The following is a 15,878-nucleotide window of genomic DNA, read 5'->3' as shown; positions in this document are numbered from 1 at the left end:
ACTTGGATGAATCGCGATGCGGCCGCCACAATGCGCCATGCCCCGCTCGACAGACATCTCCGCGTTCGAACCGATTTCCGCCGAGTCTGCGGGCGCGCCGCTCTACCGCCTCGTCAAGCGCTCGCTGCTGCGCGCCATCGAATCGGGACGCTGCGCGGCCGGCAGCGTGCTGCCGAGCGAGAGCGAGCTGGCTGCGGCGCTCGGCGTGTCGATCGGCACGCTGCGCCACGCAACAGACGACCTGGTGGCCGAGCACATCCTCGTGCGGCGGCAGGGGCGCGGCACCTTCGTTGCGGTGCACAACGACGATCGCTTCATGTTCCAGTTCTTCCATGTGGAGCGCAGCGACGGTCTCCGGCAGGCGCCGCAGGTGGAGTTCGTCGCCTTCGAGCGCGTGCGCATGGACGAGGAGCCCGCGCAGGCGCTGGGCCTGCGAACCGGCGAGCCCGCCATCCAGATCGACAACCGGCTGCTGCTGCAGGGCCGGGCGGTGATCCACGACCGGCTCACGCTGCCGGCGCTGCTGTTCAAGGGCCTGACCGAGAAGCGCTTTCGCGAACGGCCGAGCACCATCTACCACCTCTACCAGACCGAGTTCGGCATCACGGTGACGCTGGCGCGCGAGCGTGCACGCGCGATCGCGGCCGACCGCAGCGTGGTGCGCATCCTTGGCGTGGCGCCGGGCGCGCCGGTGATGGAGGTGCGGCGCACCGCGCTCAGCTTCGGCGACAAGCCGGTGGAGTACCGCGTCTCGACCATCAACACGGCGCAGTACGAGTACGTGCACCTGCTGTCGCGGCCGGCCTGAGCGGCGCTGCGCGGCTTAGCGCGCGGCCGGCATGCGCGGCACCGTCGCCCCGCAGTGCCGCAGGAAATCGGCGGTGGCGCGGCCGAGCAGCTTGTCGCGGTGCATCACCGTGGCCAGCCGCCGCATGCCCGCCGGCAGCCGCGTGCGCAGTTCGATCAGGTGGCCGTCTTCCAGTGCCTGCGCCACCGTGTAGCGCGAGAGGCAGGCCAGCCCGGTGCCCGAGGCCACCACGCGCTTGATGGCCTCGGTGCTGCCGAGCTCGAAGCCCACGCGCACCTGCTCCAGGTTCTGGATCAGCCACGCATCGGTGACCTGGCGCGTGCCCGAACCGTGTTCGCGCAGCACCCAGGTGGCCTGCGAGAGCTGGTAGTGCGTGGCGATGCGCCTGGCGAGCGGATGCCCCGGCGCGGCCACGATCACCAGCTCGTCCTCGCGCCATGCGCGCACCACCAGGTCGGGGTGGGTCTGCGGCCCCTCGATGAAGCCGACATCCACGTCGAAGCCCGCCACCGCCTCGATCACGTCGCGCGTGTTGGCAATGTGCAGGTGCACCTGGCTCTGGGGATGCAGCGCCGTCCATTGCGATACGCGCTCGGGCAGCAGGTATTCGCCGATGGTGAAGCTGGCTGCCACGCGCAGCGGCGCCGCATGCTCGCCGCTGAACAGCGCCTCCACTTCGCCGGCCTGGTCGAGCAGGGCCTGGGCCCTGGGCAGCAGCGCGCGGCCGTTCTCGTTGAGCACCAGGCGGCGGCCGAGCCGGTCGAACAGCAGGGCGCCGACGGAAGACTCCAGGTCGGCCAGTGCGCTGCTCGCGGCCGACTGCGAGCGCGCGACGCGGTCGGCCGCGGCGCGCGTGCTGCCGCCCCGGGCCGTGGCCACGAACACCTCGAGCTGGCGCAGGTTGAGGCGAAGCCGCTGGGCGGTGTGCTGCTGATCTGTTTTTCCGGTCATCGTGAGCGATATTCTCCGCTTTTTCGTTTGATCGAGGCTCTCTAACATCGGCGCAGCCCCGCAAAAAAATGAAGGACCGCCAGTGTTCAGCTTCCTGTCCCGAGAGCCCGTCCACGATCCGCTCGACGCCCCCACGCCCACGGCCCACACCCAGGTCAAGACCACCACCTGCTACATGTGCGCCTGCCGCTGCGGCATCCGCGTGCACCTGCGCGAAGGCGAGCACGGCCCTGAGGTGCGCTACATCGACGGCAACCCCGCGCATCCGCTGAACCAGGGCGTGATCTGCGCCAAGGGCTCGTCGGGCATCATGAAGCAGGTGTCGCCCGCGCGCCTCACGCAGCCGCTGCTGCGCAAGGCCGGCAGTGAGCGCGGGGCCGGGGAGTTCGAGCCCATCAGCTGGGAGCGCGCCTTCGACATGCTCACCGAGCGGCTCGGCAAGATCCGTGCGACCGACCCGAAGAAGTTCGCGCTCTTCACAGGCCGCGACCAGATGCAGGCGCTCACCGGCCTGTTCGCGCGCCAGTTCGGCACGCCCAACTATGCGGCGCACGGCGGCTTCTGCTCGGTCAACATGGCCGCGGGAATGATCTACACCGTCGGCGGCAGCTTCTGGGAATTCGGCGGGCCCGACCTCGACCGCGCCAGGCTGTTCGTGATGATCGGCACGGCCGAGGACCATCACAGCAACCCGATGAAGATTGCCATCAGCAAGTTCAAGCGCGCGGGCGGCCGCTTCATTTCGATCAACCCGGTGCGCACGGGCTACTCGGCCATTGCCGACGAATGGATTCCGATCAAGCCCGGCACCGACGGCGCCTTGTTCATGGCGCTGCTGCACGAGCTGATCGCGAGCGACCTGATCGACCACGCCTTTCTCAAGCGCTTCACCAATGCGCCGCAGCTCGTGGTGCTGGACGACTGCGAGCGCCAGGGCCTGTTCGCGTTCGACCCGGACCCGACGCGCGGGCCGCCCGGCGACGGCCGCCATCCGCACAACAAGCTGGTGTGGGACAAGAGCAGCGGCAGCGTGAAGAACGCCTACCCCGAAGGCATTGCCGACGGCTGCGACCCGGCACTCGAGGGTCACTACACGCTGGCCGACGGCACGCGCGTCGCACCCTCGTTCCAGCTGCTGCGCGATCGCGTGGCCAGCTGCACGCCCGAGTGGGCCGAGGCCATCACCGGCATCGATGCGCAGCGCATCCGCAAGCTCGCGCGCGAGATGGGCGAGACCGCGCTCAGGCAAGCCTTCGAACTGCCCATTGCATGGACCGATGCCTGGGGCAAGAAGCATGCGACCACACAGGCGCGGCCCGTGGCCTTCCACGCCATGCGCGGGCTCGCGGCGCATTCGAACGGCTTCCAGACGGTGCGCGCGCTGGCGGTGCTGATGAGCGTGCTCGGCACCATCGACGCGCCCGGCGGCTTCCGCCACAAGGCGCCGTACCCGCGCCACATCGTGCCCAACTACCGCGCCTTCAACGACCCCGGCATGATCCAGCCCAACACGCCGCTCAATGCCGCGCCGCTGGGCTTTCCGGCCAACCCGGAAGAGCTGGCCATCAACCCCGACGGCTCGCCGATCCGCATCGACCATGCGTTCTCGTGGGAGCATCCGCTGTCGGCCCATGGGCTCATGCACAACGTGATCACCAATGCGGTCAAGGGCGACCCCTACCGCATCGACACGCTGCTGATCTTCATGGCCAACATGGCCTGGAACTCCAGCATGAACACCATGGCCGTGCGCGAGATGCTCAACCGAAAGGACGAGAAGGGCGAGCACATGATTCCCTTCCTGGTGGTGTGCGACGCCTTCCAGAGCGAGACCGTGGCCTTTGCCGACCTGGTGCTGCCCGACACCACGTACCTCGAGCGGCACGACGTGATGAGCATGCTCGACCGGCCGATCTCGGAGTTCGACGGGCCGGTCGATTCGGTGCGCATTCCGGTGGTGCCGCCGACCGGCCAGTGCAAGCCTTTCCAGGAAGTGCTGATCGAGCTGGCCTCGCGCCTGAAGTTTCCGGCCTTCACCACGCCCGAAGGCGGGCGCAGGTTCGCGGGCTATCCGGACTTTGTCGTCAACTTCCAGCCGCAGCCGGGCATCGGCTTTCTGATGGGCTGGCGCGGCAAGGACGGCACCGAGCACCTGCGCGGCGAGCCCAACCCCAAGCAGTGGGAGGCCTATGCGCAGAACAACTGCGTGTTCCAGTACCACATGCCCGAGACCATGCACTACATGCGCAACTGGAACCGCGAGTACCTCGACTTCGCAAAGGACAAGGGCTGGCGCCAGCGCAACGACCCGGTGCAGCTGGCGCTGTATTCCGACACGCTGCAGAGCTTCCGCCTGGCCGCGCAGGGCAAGAGCGCGGGCCGGCAGCCGCCCGATGCGCTGCGGGGGCGCATCGACACCTACTTCGATCCGCTGCCTTTCTGGTACCCGCCGCTCGAGGAGGCCTCGACCGATCTCGATGCCTATCCGCTCAACGCCATCACCCAGCGGCCGATGGCGATGTACCACTCGTGGGATTCGCAGAACGCGTGGCTTCGGCAGATCCACAGCCACAACTATCTTCACGTGAACCCGCTCACCGCGCAGGCCGCGGGCATTGCCGACGGCGGCTGGTGCTGGGTCGAGAGCCAATGGGGCCAGGTGCGCTGCATGCTGCGCTACAGCGAGGCGGTGGAGCCCGGCACCGTGTGGACCTGGAACGCCATCGGCAAGGCCGATGGCGCCTGGCAGCTGGCGCCCGGCGCGGACGAGGCGCGCAAGGGCTTTCTGCTCAACCACCTGATCAGCGAGGAGCTGCCCTGCGCGGGCACCGCCAGTGGGCGCATCAGCAATTCGGATCCGGTCACGGGCCAGGCGGGCTGGTACGACGTGCGCGTGCGCATACGGCCCGCGGAACCGGGCGAGCCGGAAGAAAGCTTTCCGCAGATGGCGAGCATGCCGAGCGCACCCGGGGTGCTGGGGAAGGCGGCGAGCGTGTTGACGTACTTTGCGGGGAGGGGGAAGAAATGATGCAGTGGCTCAAGGATTTGATGGCCCCGGATCTGCTCCCTCCCCTTCCGGGGGAGGGCAGGGGTGGGGGCAGCGGCGCTGGAACTGGCAGCCATGCGGTGATGAAGGCCGCTGTGCCCCCACCCCAGCCCTCCCCCGGAAGGGGAGGGAGAAATGCCAGCGTACGCGCCGAACCGGGCGAAACTCTCGCCAAGCAACTCGCCCTCGTCATCGACCTCAACGTCTGCGTCGGCTGCCATGCCTGCGTCACGTCGTGCAAGCAGTGGAACACCTCCGGCAGCGCCGGCCCGCTGGCGGACGCGCAGCCCTATGGCGCCAACCCCACCGGCACCTTCTTCAACCGCGTGCAGACCTACGAGGCCGGCACCTTCCCGGCCACGCAGACGGTCCACTTCCCCAAGAGCTGCCTGCACTGCGAAGACCCGCCCTGCGTGCCCGTGTGCCCCACGGGTGCCAGCTACAAGCGCAAGGAAGACGGCATCGTGCTGGTCGACTACGACAAGTGCATCGGCTGCAAGTACTGCGCATGGGCCTGTCCCTACGGCGCGCGCGAGCTCGACGAGGAGCGCCAGGTCATGACCAAGTGCACGCTGTGCGTCGACCGCATCTACGACGAGCACCTGCCCAAGGAAGACCGCAAGCCCGCCTGCGTCAAGGCCTGCCCCACCGGCGCGCGCCTGTTCGGCGACGTGAAGGATCCGGACTCCGAAGTGTCCAGGGCCATCCGCGAACGCGGCGGCTACCAGCTGATGCCCGAGTGGGAAACCAGCCCGGCCAATCAGTACCTGCCGCGCCACGTCACGCAGCAGACCGCCCCCTCGATCGAAACGCAGGAGTAGCCCGATGCATCCCGCGTTCTCCATTCTTTTCTTCACCACGCTGGCCGGCGCCGCGCAGGGCCTGGTCGTCGCGCTTGCGCTCGCAGTGCTGTTCGGCCTGGGCCTCGCGCCCGGCTTTCTCACGCTGGCGCTCGGCGTGGCCGAAGTGCTGCTCGTGGCTGGCTTGGCCGCGTCATTCATGCACCTGGGCCGCAAGAGCCGCGCATGGCGCGCCGTGCTGATGTGGCGCACCTCGTGGATGTCGCGTGAAGTCATCGTGCTGCCGGCCTTCATCGCGCTGGTGGCGCTGTGGTGGCTGTCGCTGCGATTCGGCGCCGGCGCGCCATGGTCGTGGCTGCTGCCGGTGCTGGTGCTGTGTGGCGCGGCCGCGCTCTGGTACTGCACCGCCATGATCTACGCCTGCCTGCGCTTCATCGAGGAATGGGCGCATCCGCTCACCGTCGTCAACTTCACGCTCATCGGCCTGTCGTCGGGGCTGGTGCTGGCCTGTGCGATGGCTGCGCTGTCGGGTGAAACAGGTTTCGTGCAGCTGTTCGGCCCCTGGGCGCTCGCCGCCACGCTCGCGGCATGGGCCGCACGCGGCGGGGCGCTCAGGCGCAACGCGGCGATCCGCCACAAGTCGACGCTGCAATCGGCCACCGGCATCCGCGCCGAGAAGCTCGTGCAAAAGTCGATGGGCATGTCGGCCGGCTCGTTCAACACGCGCGAGTTCTTTCATGGCGCCACGCTGGCCGCGCTCAGGAACATGAAGCTCGGTTTCCTGCTGCTGGCCTTCGTGCTGCCTTCGCTGTTGCTGCTGTGGGGCGTTGCCAGCGCGGCCGTATGGCCGTGGCTGCTGGCGGTGCTGGTGCAGGCGCCAGGGCTGCTCGCGGAGCGCTGGTTCTTCTTCGCGCAGGCGAAGCACCCGCAGAACCTGTACTACCAGGTGGTGTCCTGAGGACCGGACCAAGGGCTTCGTTCAGACCTGGAAGTTCAGCTTCAGCCCCGGCGTCGGCCAGTCGTCGATGGCAATCAGCCGCCCGCTGCCCGACAGCGTGACGTAGGCCGTGCGCATGTCGCGTCCGCCGAAGCAGATGTTGGTGGTGTAGCGGTCGGGCAGCGGCATGTGTTCGCAGCTGCTGCCGTCCGGCGCGACGATGGTGATGCCGCCATGCAGCAGCGTGGCCACGCACAGGTTGCCCAGCGCATCGGCGGCCATCGAGTCGAACCGCTGGTAGTGCCCGCCCGGCGATGCGCACAGCATGCGCCCTCCGTGCGGCGACGGCCAGCCGTCCTTGCGCACACGCCCCGGCGCCGTGATGTCGAAGGCCCAGAGCCGCGCGCCTTCGGTTTCGGCGTAGTAGAGCGTGCGGCCGTCGGGCGACAGCGCGATGCCGTTGGGCGTCATCACCGGCCGCGCCACCGCATGCGCGCCGCTGCCGTCGCCTTGGCCGTAGAACAGGCCGCCGCGGTCCATGTCGCGTTCGCGCGTCTTGCCCAGGTCGGTGAAGTAGAAGCCGCCCTGCGCGTCGAACACGATGTCGTTCGGCCCGCAGAGCGCGCCGCCGTCGGCCGTGTCGTAGAGCCTCTCGGCGCGGCCTGTGGCCAGGTTCACGCGCTCGATGCGTCCGCCCAAATAGTCCTCGGCCTGGCCCACCGGGCGGTGGCAGCCGTCGGCCTCGGTGTGCCAGCGAAAGCCGCCGTTGTTGCACACGTATACCGCACCGTCCGGCCCCATGGCCGCGCCGTTCGGCCCGCCGCCAAGGTCGGCCACCACCTGCACCAGCCCGTCGTGCCGCACGCGCGTGAGCGTGCCGCGCGCAATTTCGACCAGCAGCACGGAGCCGTCGTCCATGGCAACAGGCCCTTCGGGAAACTGCAGGCCGGTGGCGAGTTCGCGGATGTGCATCGGGAGCCCCTTTTCTTCTTTGCAGGGGCTCCGAGTTTGCTTCTTCCTGGTTATTTCGTCATGCCTGGACCGGCATCAGCAGTTTGTCGGGCGTGATGGGCAGGTCGCGCACGCGCCGTCCGGTGGCGTTGTAGACCGCGTTGGCAATGGCGGCGGCCACGCTGGTGATGCCGATTTCGCCCACGCCCTTCACGCCCATGCGGTTGACGCGGGTGTCGGTTTCGGGCGCAAAAAGCACCTGCACGTCGCCGATGTCCGCATTCACGGGCACGTGGTAGTCGGCCAGCGTGCGCGTGACGAAGTGGCCGCTGCGCTCGTCGAGCACCGACTCTTCCATCAGCGCGTTGCCGATGCCCCAGACAATGCCGCCGATGATCTGTGATGCCGCGGTCTTGGGGTTGAGGATGCGCCCCGCCGCAATCACCGCCAGGTAGCGCGGCACGCGCACCAGCCCCAGGTCTTCGTCGACCCACACTTCGGCAAAGTTGGCACCGAAGGCGTAGTGCGACCAGGCGGCGATGTCCGCGCCCGGCGTGGCCGTGTTGCTGGCGCGCCATTCGTTCAGCTGGGCCGCCTGCAGCAGCTCCGCCACGCTGGGTTCGCGCACGAAGCGCAAGCTCACCTTCTCGCGCAGCTGCTGCTTGGCCGCTTCGCAGACCGCGAGCGCCGCGGTGCAGAAGGTGTTGGCGCCCCAGGAGCCGCCCGAACCGGGCGTGGGCGGAAGCGCCGAATCGCCGAGCCGCACCTCGACCTTGTCGAGCGGCAGGCCCAGCGTCTCGGCGGCGGTCTGCGCAATGACGGTGTAGCTGCCGGTGCCGAGATCGGTCGCGCACATCTCCACCACCGCGCGCACATCGCGGCCGCTGCGCGTGAGCACAAGGTTGGCCGAGGCGCCGCGATGCGGTGCGCCGCGCGATGCCGCGCTCATGCCGTAGCCCACCAGCCAGTGGCCCTGCCTGCGGCTGCGCGGCATGGCGCTGCGGTTGCTCCAGCCGAATTTCTCGGCGCCGATGCGCATGCATTCGATGAGCGATCGGCTGCCGAAGGGCTTGCCCGTGTCCAGGTCGGTCCTGGCGTCGTTTCTCACGCGCAGTTCCACCGGGTCGATCTTCAATTGCTCGGCCAGCTCGTCCATCGCCGATTCGAGCGCAAAGCTGCCGGGCGCCTCGCCCGGTGCGCGGGTCCACTTCGGCGTCTGCACGTTGAGCCTGAAGGCGCGGTGGGTGACCTGCGAGTTGGGCACCTCGTACATCATCCGCGAGATGACGCCGGTCTGCTCGACGAACTCCTCGTGCACCGAGGTGTGGGTGACGGTGTCGTGGCCCAGCCCCGTGAGCCGGCCGCTGGCGTCGGCGCCGAGCCGCATGTGCTGGCGGTTGTGCTGGCGCAGTCCGACCACCATGAACATCTGCTGCCGCGTGAGCACGTGCTTGACCGGCCGCTTCACGAGGCGCGCGGCCAGCACCGCCAGCATCGCGTTGTCGCGCGTGAGGATCTTGCTGCCGAAGCCGCCGCCCACGAACGGGCACACCACGCGCACGTTCTCGCGCGGAATGCCGAAGGTGGCGGCAATGGCGGGCGCGGCATCGCTCACCATCTGCAGCGAGTGATGCACCGTGACCTTGTCGTCGCCCTCCCAGGCGGCCACAGTGGCGTGCATCTCCATCGGGTGGTGGTGCTCGATGGGCGTGTTGTAGACCGCGTCGACGGTGCCTGCCGCGGTGCGCAGGCCCTGGTCGAGGTCGCCGCGCCGCGTGTCGGTCTTGTAGCCGGCGTTGATGGCGGCCGGCGCGTAGGCGTCCTTGACGTTGGCATCGAAGCCGATGCGCGGCTTTGCCGCGTCGTAGCTCACCTTCACCAGCGTGGCCGCATGGCGCGCCTGCTCGAGCGTCTCGGCCACCACGAAGCCGATGAGCTGCCCATGGTGGTGAATGGCCGTGTCCTGCAGCAGTGGCGTGGCGCGCGTGAAGCGGTTCTGCGGCGTCTCGGGCGCGGGTGGCGCCATCCTGGGCACGTTCTTGTGCGTGAGCACCAGCAGCACGCCGGGCGATTGCTCCGCCGCCGCGGTGTCGATGTCGCGCACGCGCCCGGCCGCCACGGTGCTGCCCAGCGCAACACCGTACACCAGCCCCGGGTAGGAAAACTCGGCCGCATAGCGTGCCTGGCCGGTCACCTTGAGGCGGCCGTCCACGCGGTCGACCGGCTGCCCGATGAGGGGAGAAGCTTGTCTGTTCATGCCGTGCTCCTGCTCGTGGTTTCCAGCGCGCGCACGATGCTCCGTTTGGCCAGTTCGATCTTGAAGCGGTTGTGCTCGAAGCCCGTGGCGCCGGCCAGCGCAGCATCCGCCGCCTGTCGGAACAGCGGCAGGCCGGGCTCGGCGCCCTGCAGCAGCGCCTCGGCCTCGCGCGCGCGCCAGGGCATGTGGGCCACGCCGCCCAGGCAGATGCGCGCCTGCCGGATGCGGCTGCCCTCCATGTCGAGTGCGGCCGCCACCGACACCAGCGCAAAGGCATAGCTGGCACGGTCGCGCACCTTCAGGTAGTGCGAGCGCTGCGCGAAGCGGGCGCTCTCGGCCGGCAGGTTGATGGCGGTGATCAGTTCGCCCGGCGCCAGGTTGGCATCGAGCTCGGGCGTCTCGCCCGGCAGGCGGTGGAACTGCGCGATCGGAATCGTCCTGCGGCCTGAGGGCCCCTGCAGCTGCACCACAGCATCGAGCGCGTGCAGCGCCTGCGCCATGTCGCCCGGGTAGCTCGCGATGCACTTCGCGCTGGTGCCCAGCACCGCGTGGTTGCGGTTGAAGCCCTGCAGCGCGCTGCAGCCCGTGCCCGGCGCGCGCTTGTTGCAGGGCTGGGTCACGTCGTAGAAGTAGGGGCAGCGCGTGCGCTGGCGCAAGTTGCCGCCGTTGGTGGCGGCGTTGCGCAACTGGCCCGAGGCGCCCGCAAGAATGGCCTGCGCCACCAGCGGGTAGCGCGTGCGCAGCATTGGGTGGTTGGCCGTGTCGCTGTTGCGCGCCAGCGCGCCCAGCCGAAGGCCGCCCGCGGGCTGCGCCTCGATGGCCGCCAGCGGCAGGCGGTTGATGTCCACCAGCCGGTCGGGCGCTTCCACGCCTTCCTTCATCAGGTCGACGATGTTGGTGCCGCCGGCCAGGAATCTTGCCCCCGGCTGCGTGGCTGCTTGAACGGCCGTGTCCGCGTCGGTGGCGCGGGTGAATGCGAAGGGCTTCATGCGCGGCTCCTTCGGCTGCTGGCCGCACGCGGCATCGCCAGGCTCACTTCGCGCACCGCGGCCACGATGCCGGGGTAGGCGCCGCAGCGGCAGATGTTGCCCGACATGCGCTCGCGGATCTCGGCGTCGCTCAGCTGCGCCACCGGCCCGGTGCGGCGCACATCGGCCGTGACATGGCTCGGCGCGCCTTGCTCGGCCTCGCGCAGCATGCCCACGGCCGAGCAGATCTGCCCAGAGGTGCAATAGCCGCACTGGAACCCGTCGTGCTTGATGAAGGCCGCCTGCATCGGATGCAGCTCGCTGCCGCGCGCCAGGCCTTCGATGGTGGTGATCTCCGCCCCGTCGTGCGAGAGCGCGAGTGCCAGGCACGAGTTGATGCGGCGGCCGTTGACGAGCACCGTGCACGCGCCGCATTGGCCGTGGTCGCAGCCTTTCTTCGTACCTGGCAGCGCCATCTGCTCGCGCAGCAGGTCGAGCAGCGTCGTGCGCGGATCGACCTGCAGCGCATGCGGCTTGCCGTTGACGCGCAGGGCAAGGGCCATGGAAGAAGAGGGTGGCGCTGCGTCGGCATTCGCCTGCGCGGCCGATGCCACCGACGCGGCCATTGGCGCGGACGCCAGGATGCCGGCGATGCCGGTCGTTCCGCTTTCCGCGAGGAAGGCGCGGCGGGTCAACTGGCCGGCGGGTGCAGGGAGAAGAGGGCTGTTGGCGTCGTCAGGCAAATCATCGGCCTGCCGTTCATCGGGAAGGAGGGATGTCATCGTGTGGCAACTGGGGATCGATCGATGAAGGGACCTCGTCGCGCGGGCAGTGGCCCTTGCGCTTTTTTTCGAGGCGTCGATTCCTCAGCTTAGCCATCGATAACTTGTTGCAGGCATCGGTTTTTTTTATACCTGCGGGGTGCTCAGGCCATCCTGCGCCGCGTGTCGTCGTCGACCAGTTCGCGCAACGCGCTGAACAGCGGCGTGGTGTCCGTGTGCTTCCTGCCGTAGCCGAGATTGAAGGCGTAGTCGAAGTCCGCGGGGTTCGCGCCCTGGTTGTGCTGCAGGATCGTCTCGAGCTTGTCGAGTGCCTTCACGGCTTTCGCCTCGGGGGAGGTAGCGTTTTCGTACTCGTCCCAGAGCGACAGCAGTTCGGTGCGCAGCTTGTCGTCGAGCGGCGCCATGAGCGTGAGCAGGTCGTTGCGTTCGCGCTCGCTCTTGTCCGGATGCACATGCTGGCTCACCGCCGGAATGTCGCCATGAATGGCCTCGCCCAGGTCGTGCACCACGCACAGCTTGAGCACCTTCGACAGGTCGAGCCCGGCCAGCTCTTCCTCGAACGCCATCGCCATCAGGCACAGCCGCCAGCTGTGCTCGGCCGTGCTCTCCGCGCGGCCGGAGGAGGTGTGGCCGCTGCGCAGCACGTCCTTGAGTTTTTCCGCTTCGCGCAGGAACGCGAGCTTGCCCTTGAGTCTCTCGATGTTCATGGCGAGGGATCGTAGTCAGGCCGCGGGCGGGTGTCTACGCATGAGATATGCGCGTGGGGTGCGGACGCCGGCGGATGCGGACACCCGCCGGCGCGAATCACTGTTGGACTCGGGCTCGGCCATGCGCCTCAATCGATATGATTCGGCGGAATCGCCTCATGGAAGGGCGAATTCAGGGGGGAGATGTGTCAATGAATTCAAGTGCCGCGTCCGCATGCGAAGCGATTCGATGAAGGCCGCCTTGCGCCTTGTGCTGAACGTGTTCGCTTGGTTCTTCGCCATGCCAGTGCTTTTCGTTTTTGCGGCGGCACTCGAGAGCCACAGGATTCTCTCTATCTCCGATCACATTGCTCCGATGACCGCAGTCGTGCTTTCACTGTGGGCCGGCGTGATCTATTGGCGCTGCATCCCGAGCACGCCAAGCATGTGGCGCAGAGTCGGCTACCTTGCTGCCTTCCTGGGCGTCATGTTCCTCCTGGGATGGGCCGCAATGTGGGCGACTTTCGTCGTCATGCTGGCAATCTACGGCGCGTGATGCCTTTCAATCCCCCCCGCACCCGCTGCGCTCCAGTACAGGCAGCAGCTGCGGCCCCAGCGACTTCAGCAACTGCGTCGGCAGCGCGCTCGTGAACCGATAACGCGCGGCGTACGGTTCGTTCGCATAGACCATGATGGTGCCGAAGTAGCGGTCGCCGATCGTGAACACGAAGGTGGCCGAGCGGCTGATCTTGCGCTCGGCGCCCGCCCGTCCGCCGCGGCCGTTGTGCCCGTAGCGATGGTCGCCGGTGCCGGTCTTGCCGCCGATCTCGATCACGCGGCCGTTCGCGTCCACGAGCGCATCCTTCAGGCGCCGCGCCGTGCCGTCCTGCACCACCTGGACCAGTGCGCGGCGCACCGTGGCGGCCACCTCGGGGGGCAGCACCTGTTCGGCGCCGGCGTCGCGCGGTTCGAGCCGCGTCTCGTAGGGCGTGTCGCGCGCGAAGTGCAGCGCGCCGACCCGTTGCACCGGCCGCCGCACGCCGTCGTTGGCGATGATGCCCATCAGTTCCGCCAGCGCGGCCGGCCGGTCGCCCGAGGCGCCGATCGCGCTCGCATAGGAGGGCGTGAGCGATTCGAACGGATAGCCCAGGCGCTGCCACGAGCGGTGAATCTGCGCGAAGGCATCGAGCTCGACCAGCTCGCGCAGGCGCTTGTCCTGCGCGCTCTTGTGGCGCGTCTTGAAAAGCCAGGCGTAGACCTCCTGGCGTTCGTTCGCGCTCGCCTCCAGCACCTCGGCCAGGGTTGCGCCAGGGTGGCGCCGCAGGAACCCCACCAGCCAGAGCTCCAGCGGATGCACCCGCGCGACATAGCCGCGATCGCCGAGCGACAGGCCGGCATAGGTGGTGCGCAGCGCCCGCAGTGCGCGCGGCGAGCCGGCGCCCTTGCCCAGCCGCTGGGCGAGCAGCTCGTCGAGCCGTGCGTCGCTGGCCTCGGGCTCGATCGTGAACAGCGCGCTCGCCAGCCGCGGCGCCGATGGCTTCAGGCTGCGCATCAGCAGCGCTTCGGCGCCCGCGGCCGACTGGTGCTGGTACTTGCGATAGAAGCGGATCAGGAAGGCCGAGCCCTCGCGGTCGGCAAAGCGCGCGAGCATCTCGCGCCGGCCCGGGTCGGCCGGGTCATTCAGCAGGCGCTCGGCGTCCGACGTGCCGCCGAACATGCGGTGGCGCACCACGTCGCGCATCAGGCGGATGAAGACCAGGTTGACCGAATGCTTGAAGCCTTCGCGCACCGTCATCGATTCGCTGTTGCGTGAGCGCTCGAAGTTTTCGAACTGGTGCAGGCCGCCGCCCGTGAAGAACGATTCGCCCGGGTTCGCCGAATACTTGCGCTCCATGGCCGCCTCGAGCATCGGCGTGAGGCGGCGGTCCTTGGCGCGCAGCAGGTACTGCCGCGCCCACGCGCCCAGCGGGTCGCGCGGGTTGTTCGGCAGCGCCGCCAGCTGGGCGGGGCCCAGCCCGGCCCAGCGGGCGTGCAGCTCGGCCACGAGCTCCAGGTAGCTCACCAGCGTGCGCAGCTTGGCGGTCGAGCCCAGGTCCAGCCGCGCGCCCTGGTTCACGTCGAAGGGCTGGTTGATGTTGTCGGCCTGCACGCGCAGCAGGTTGGCCTGCGCGCCGCGCTCGAACAGCGTGAAGCTGTAGATCAGCGGAGCCGGGTCCGCACCCGGGTCGAGCAGATGGGGCCCGAACAGGCCTGCGGCCTTGGCTGCAGCGGGGGTGCGCAGGCCGGCCAGCACCTGCGCCGCGAGCGCCTGCGCTTCGCCGTCCAGGCTGGTTTCAGCTTCGAGGTCGAGCCGCTCCAGGTCATAGGCGCGCGGCACGTCGAGCAGCGTGGAGATGTGGGTGCGCAGCGCGATGGTGGCCTTGCGCTGGACGAAGTCGGTCCGCGGCGCGGCCGGCAGTTCGGGCCGCAGGTGCAGCGGCAGCGGCAGTGCCGCATCGCGCAGCGAGGGCGCGATCAGGCCCGCCTCGGCCATCAGCCGCAGGTAGCTGTCGGTCAGCCGGGCCAGGCCCGCGCCGTCGCCGAGCAGGTGCTGCGACGGGCGGCGCTGCGCGATCATCAGCGACAGCGCCTGCTTGAAGGCCTCGGCCTGGCGCCGCAGCGCCTCGGGCGTGGGCGCCGCCGCCCCTTCCGCGTTGTCGGCGAGCAGGCGGTTGACCTCGCGGAAGTCGCGCCCGTACCAGGCCCACAGGCCATCGCCCAGGCCGTGCACCTCGCCCATGCCCGGGCGCGCGGCCAGGGGCACGGTGTCGAGATAGTCGACGACGATCTGGCGGCGCCGCGCCAGCGTGTCCTCGCCGTCCTGGTAGGCGCGCACGGAGGCGGACATCATCTGGCGCAGCTTTTCGCGCACCGACGCGGTGCGGCCCTGCGGCGAATGGCGGTACTTTTCGATCTGGGTGGCCAGCGTGCTGCCGCCCGTCGCCGTCCCCCCCGGGTTGAACACCCGCAGCCCCTGCTCGACCGCGGCCTTGGCAAAGCGCTCCGGATCGAGCGCGGGGTTGCGCTGCGCCGGCTCCGCGTCCAGCAGGTGGCGGTCCTCGACGAACAGCAGGGCGCTCACCAGCAGTGGTGGCACGTCCTCGAAGCGCTCGTACGCACGCTGGGGCACGCGCGTGTGCAGCAGCGCCGCATTGCGGCAGTCGCGCACGGTCAGGCCGGCCTGGTTCTTCTCGCGGTAGGGCGTGAAAAGCCCGTGCTCCTGCAGCTCGATCAGCCGTGGCGACATGCGGGCCTGGCGCGTAATGGCGTAGCCGTGGGGCTGCAGGCGCTCGATGAAACCGGGAAGATCGTGGTAGCCCAGCCGCTCGTCGTAGGGCCCCGTGTGGGGGAAGCGGATCGCGTCGCTGGCACCGGCGCCGACGCTGAAGCCGGCGCCGCCGACAAAGTCGCGCCAGAAGGCCGATTGCCATCGGGAAGTCTTCAGCTCGTCGACCACCGCGTAGGCGGCAAGCGCACCCAGCACGGCGAATCCGCCACCGATCCACAAGACCTTCTTGAACCTTGTCATGCTGCCTCGCACACAGTCTGAACCACGGGTTCGTGCATCGCGATGATGCGCTTTCCGCGGCCGCTTGGCGCATGTGCGCGGCGTTCTTCGGTGCCGGAGAACTACCTATGGCGAATCAGCGCTG

At 69.0% G+C, this 15,878-nt stretch carries 12 protein-coding genes; 5 read left to right on the top strand and 7 right to left on the bottom strand.

Annotated elements, in window-relative coordinates:
- The first annotated feature begins 37 nt into the window (after positions 1-37).
- Positions 38-808 (top strand): GntR family transcriptional regulator, encoded by a 771-nt coding sequence (locus tag IB278_RS13565; RefSeq protein WP_145747492.1) that lies wholly within the window; start codon positions 38-40, stop codon positions 806-808.
- A 15-nt stretch (positions 809-823) separates the two neighbouring features.
- Here IB278_RS13565 and IB278_RS13560 read toward each other — a convergent pair whose 3' ends face one another.
- Positions 824-1,759, bottom strand: coding sequence for a LysR family transcriptional regulator (locus IB278_RS13560; RefSeq protein ID WP_145747491.1), 936 nt, complete (start codon positions 1,757-1,759; stop codon positions 824-826).
- Positions 1,760-1,841: 82 nt separating this feature from the next.
- Between IB278_RS13560 and IB278_RS13555 the strand changes: the two genes are divergently transcribed.
- From IB278_RS13555 to IB278_RS13545, 3 genes are read left to right on the top strand one after another with little or no spacing between them, the layout of a single operon-like run.
- Positions 1,842-4,787 carry a molybdopterin oxidoreductase family protein gene (locus IB278_RS13555; protein ID WP_145747490.1) on the top strand — a complete coding sequence of 982 codons (2,946 nt, stop codon included), beginning with the start codon at positions 1,842-1,844 and terminating at the stop codon, positions 4,785-4,787.
- Positions 4,784-5,626, top strand: coding sequence for a 4Fe-4S dicluster domain-containing protein (locus IB278_RS13550; protein WP_412556326.1), 843 nt, complete (start codon positions 4,784-4,786; stop codon positions 5,624-5,626). Before IB278_RS13555 ends, IB278_RS13550 begins: the two co-directional genes overlap by 4 nt.
- A gap of 4 nt (positions 5,627-5,630) precedes the next feature.
- On the top strand, positions 5,631-6,563 hold the full coding sequence (locus tag IB278_RS13545; protein WP_145747489.1) for a dimethyl sulfoxide reductase anchor subunit family protein: 933 nt from the start codon (positions 5,631-5,633) through the stop codon (positions 6,561-6,563).
- Between the two features lie 21 nt (positions 6,564-6,584).
- Here IB278_RS13545 and IB278_RS13540 read toward each other — a convergent pair whose 3' ends face one another.
- The 5 genes from IB278_RS13540 to IB278_RS13520 form a co-directional block, all read right to left on the bottom strand.
- Entirely contained in the window at positions 6,585-7,514 is a 930-nt protein-coding gene (locus IB278_RS13540) for an SMP-30/gluconolactonase/LRE family protein (protein ID WP_192323657.1), read from the bottom strand.
- A 58-nt stretch (positions 7,515-7,572) separates the two neighbouring features.
- Positions 7,573-9,750, bottom strand: a complete 2,178-nt coding sequence (locus IB278_RS13535) for a xanthine dehydrogenase family protein molybdopterin-binding subunit (RefSeq protein WP_192323656.1) — start codon at positions 9,748-9,750, stop codon at positions 7,573-7,575.
- Positions 9,747-10,739, bottom strand: coding sequence for an FAD binding domain-containing protein (locus IB278_RS13530; protein WP_145747486.1), 993 nt, complete (start codon positions 10,737-10,739; stop codon positions 9,747-9,749). Before IB278_RS13530 ends, IB278_RS13535 begins: the two co-directional genes overlap by 4 nt.
- Positions 10,736-11,500, bottom strand: a complete 765-nt coding sequence (locus IB278_RS13525; RefSeq protein ID WP_145747485.1) for a 2Fe-2S iron-sulfur cluster-binding protein — start codon at positions 11,498-11,500, stop codon at positions 10,736-10,738. Before IB278_RS13525 ends, IB278_RS13530 begins: the two co-directional genes overlap by 4 nt.
- A 143-nt stretch (positions 11,501-11,643) precedes the next feature.
- A complete protein-coding gene (locus tag IB278_RS13520; RefSeq protein ID WP_145747484.1) occupies positions 11,644-12,207 on the bottom strand; it encodes an HD domain-containing protein in 564 nt (187 codons plus the stop codon).
- Positions 12,208-12,436: 229 nt separating this feature from the next.
- On the opposite strand from IB278_RS13520, the gene IB278_RS13515 reads away from it, so the two are divergent.
- Complete coding sequence (locus tag IB278_RS13515; protein ID WP_145747483.1) at positions 12,437-12,742, top strand: hypothetical protein; 306 nt, start codon at positions 12,437-12,439, stop codon at positions 12,740-12,742.
- A 6-nt stretch (positions 12,743-12,748) separates the two neighbouring features.
- On the opposite strand, the gene IB278_RS13510 is transcribed toward IB278_RS13515, so the two are convergent.
- Positions 12,749-15,754 (bottom strand): transglycosylase domain-containing protein, encoded by a 3,006-nt coding sequence (locus IB278_RS13510; protein WP_192323655.1) that lies wholly within the window; start codon positions 15,752-15,754, stop codon positions 12,749-12,751.
- Positions 15,755-15,878 lie beyond the last annotated feature (124 nt).

This window comes from Variovorax sp. VRV01, assembly GCF_014852545.1.
Taxonomy (GTDB): domain Bacteria; phylum Pseudomonadota; class Gammaproteobacteria; order Burkholderiales; family Burkholderiaceae_C; genus Variovorax; species Variovorax beijingensis_A.
The sequence above is the reverse complement of the archived record's forward strand: the minus strand, read 5'-3'. Positions and strand labels throughout refer to the sequence as shown.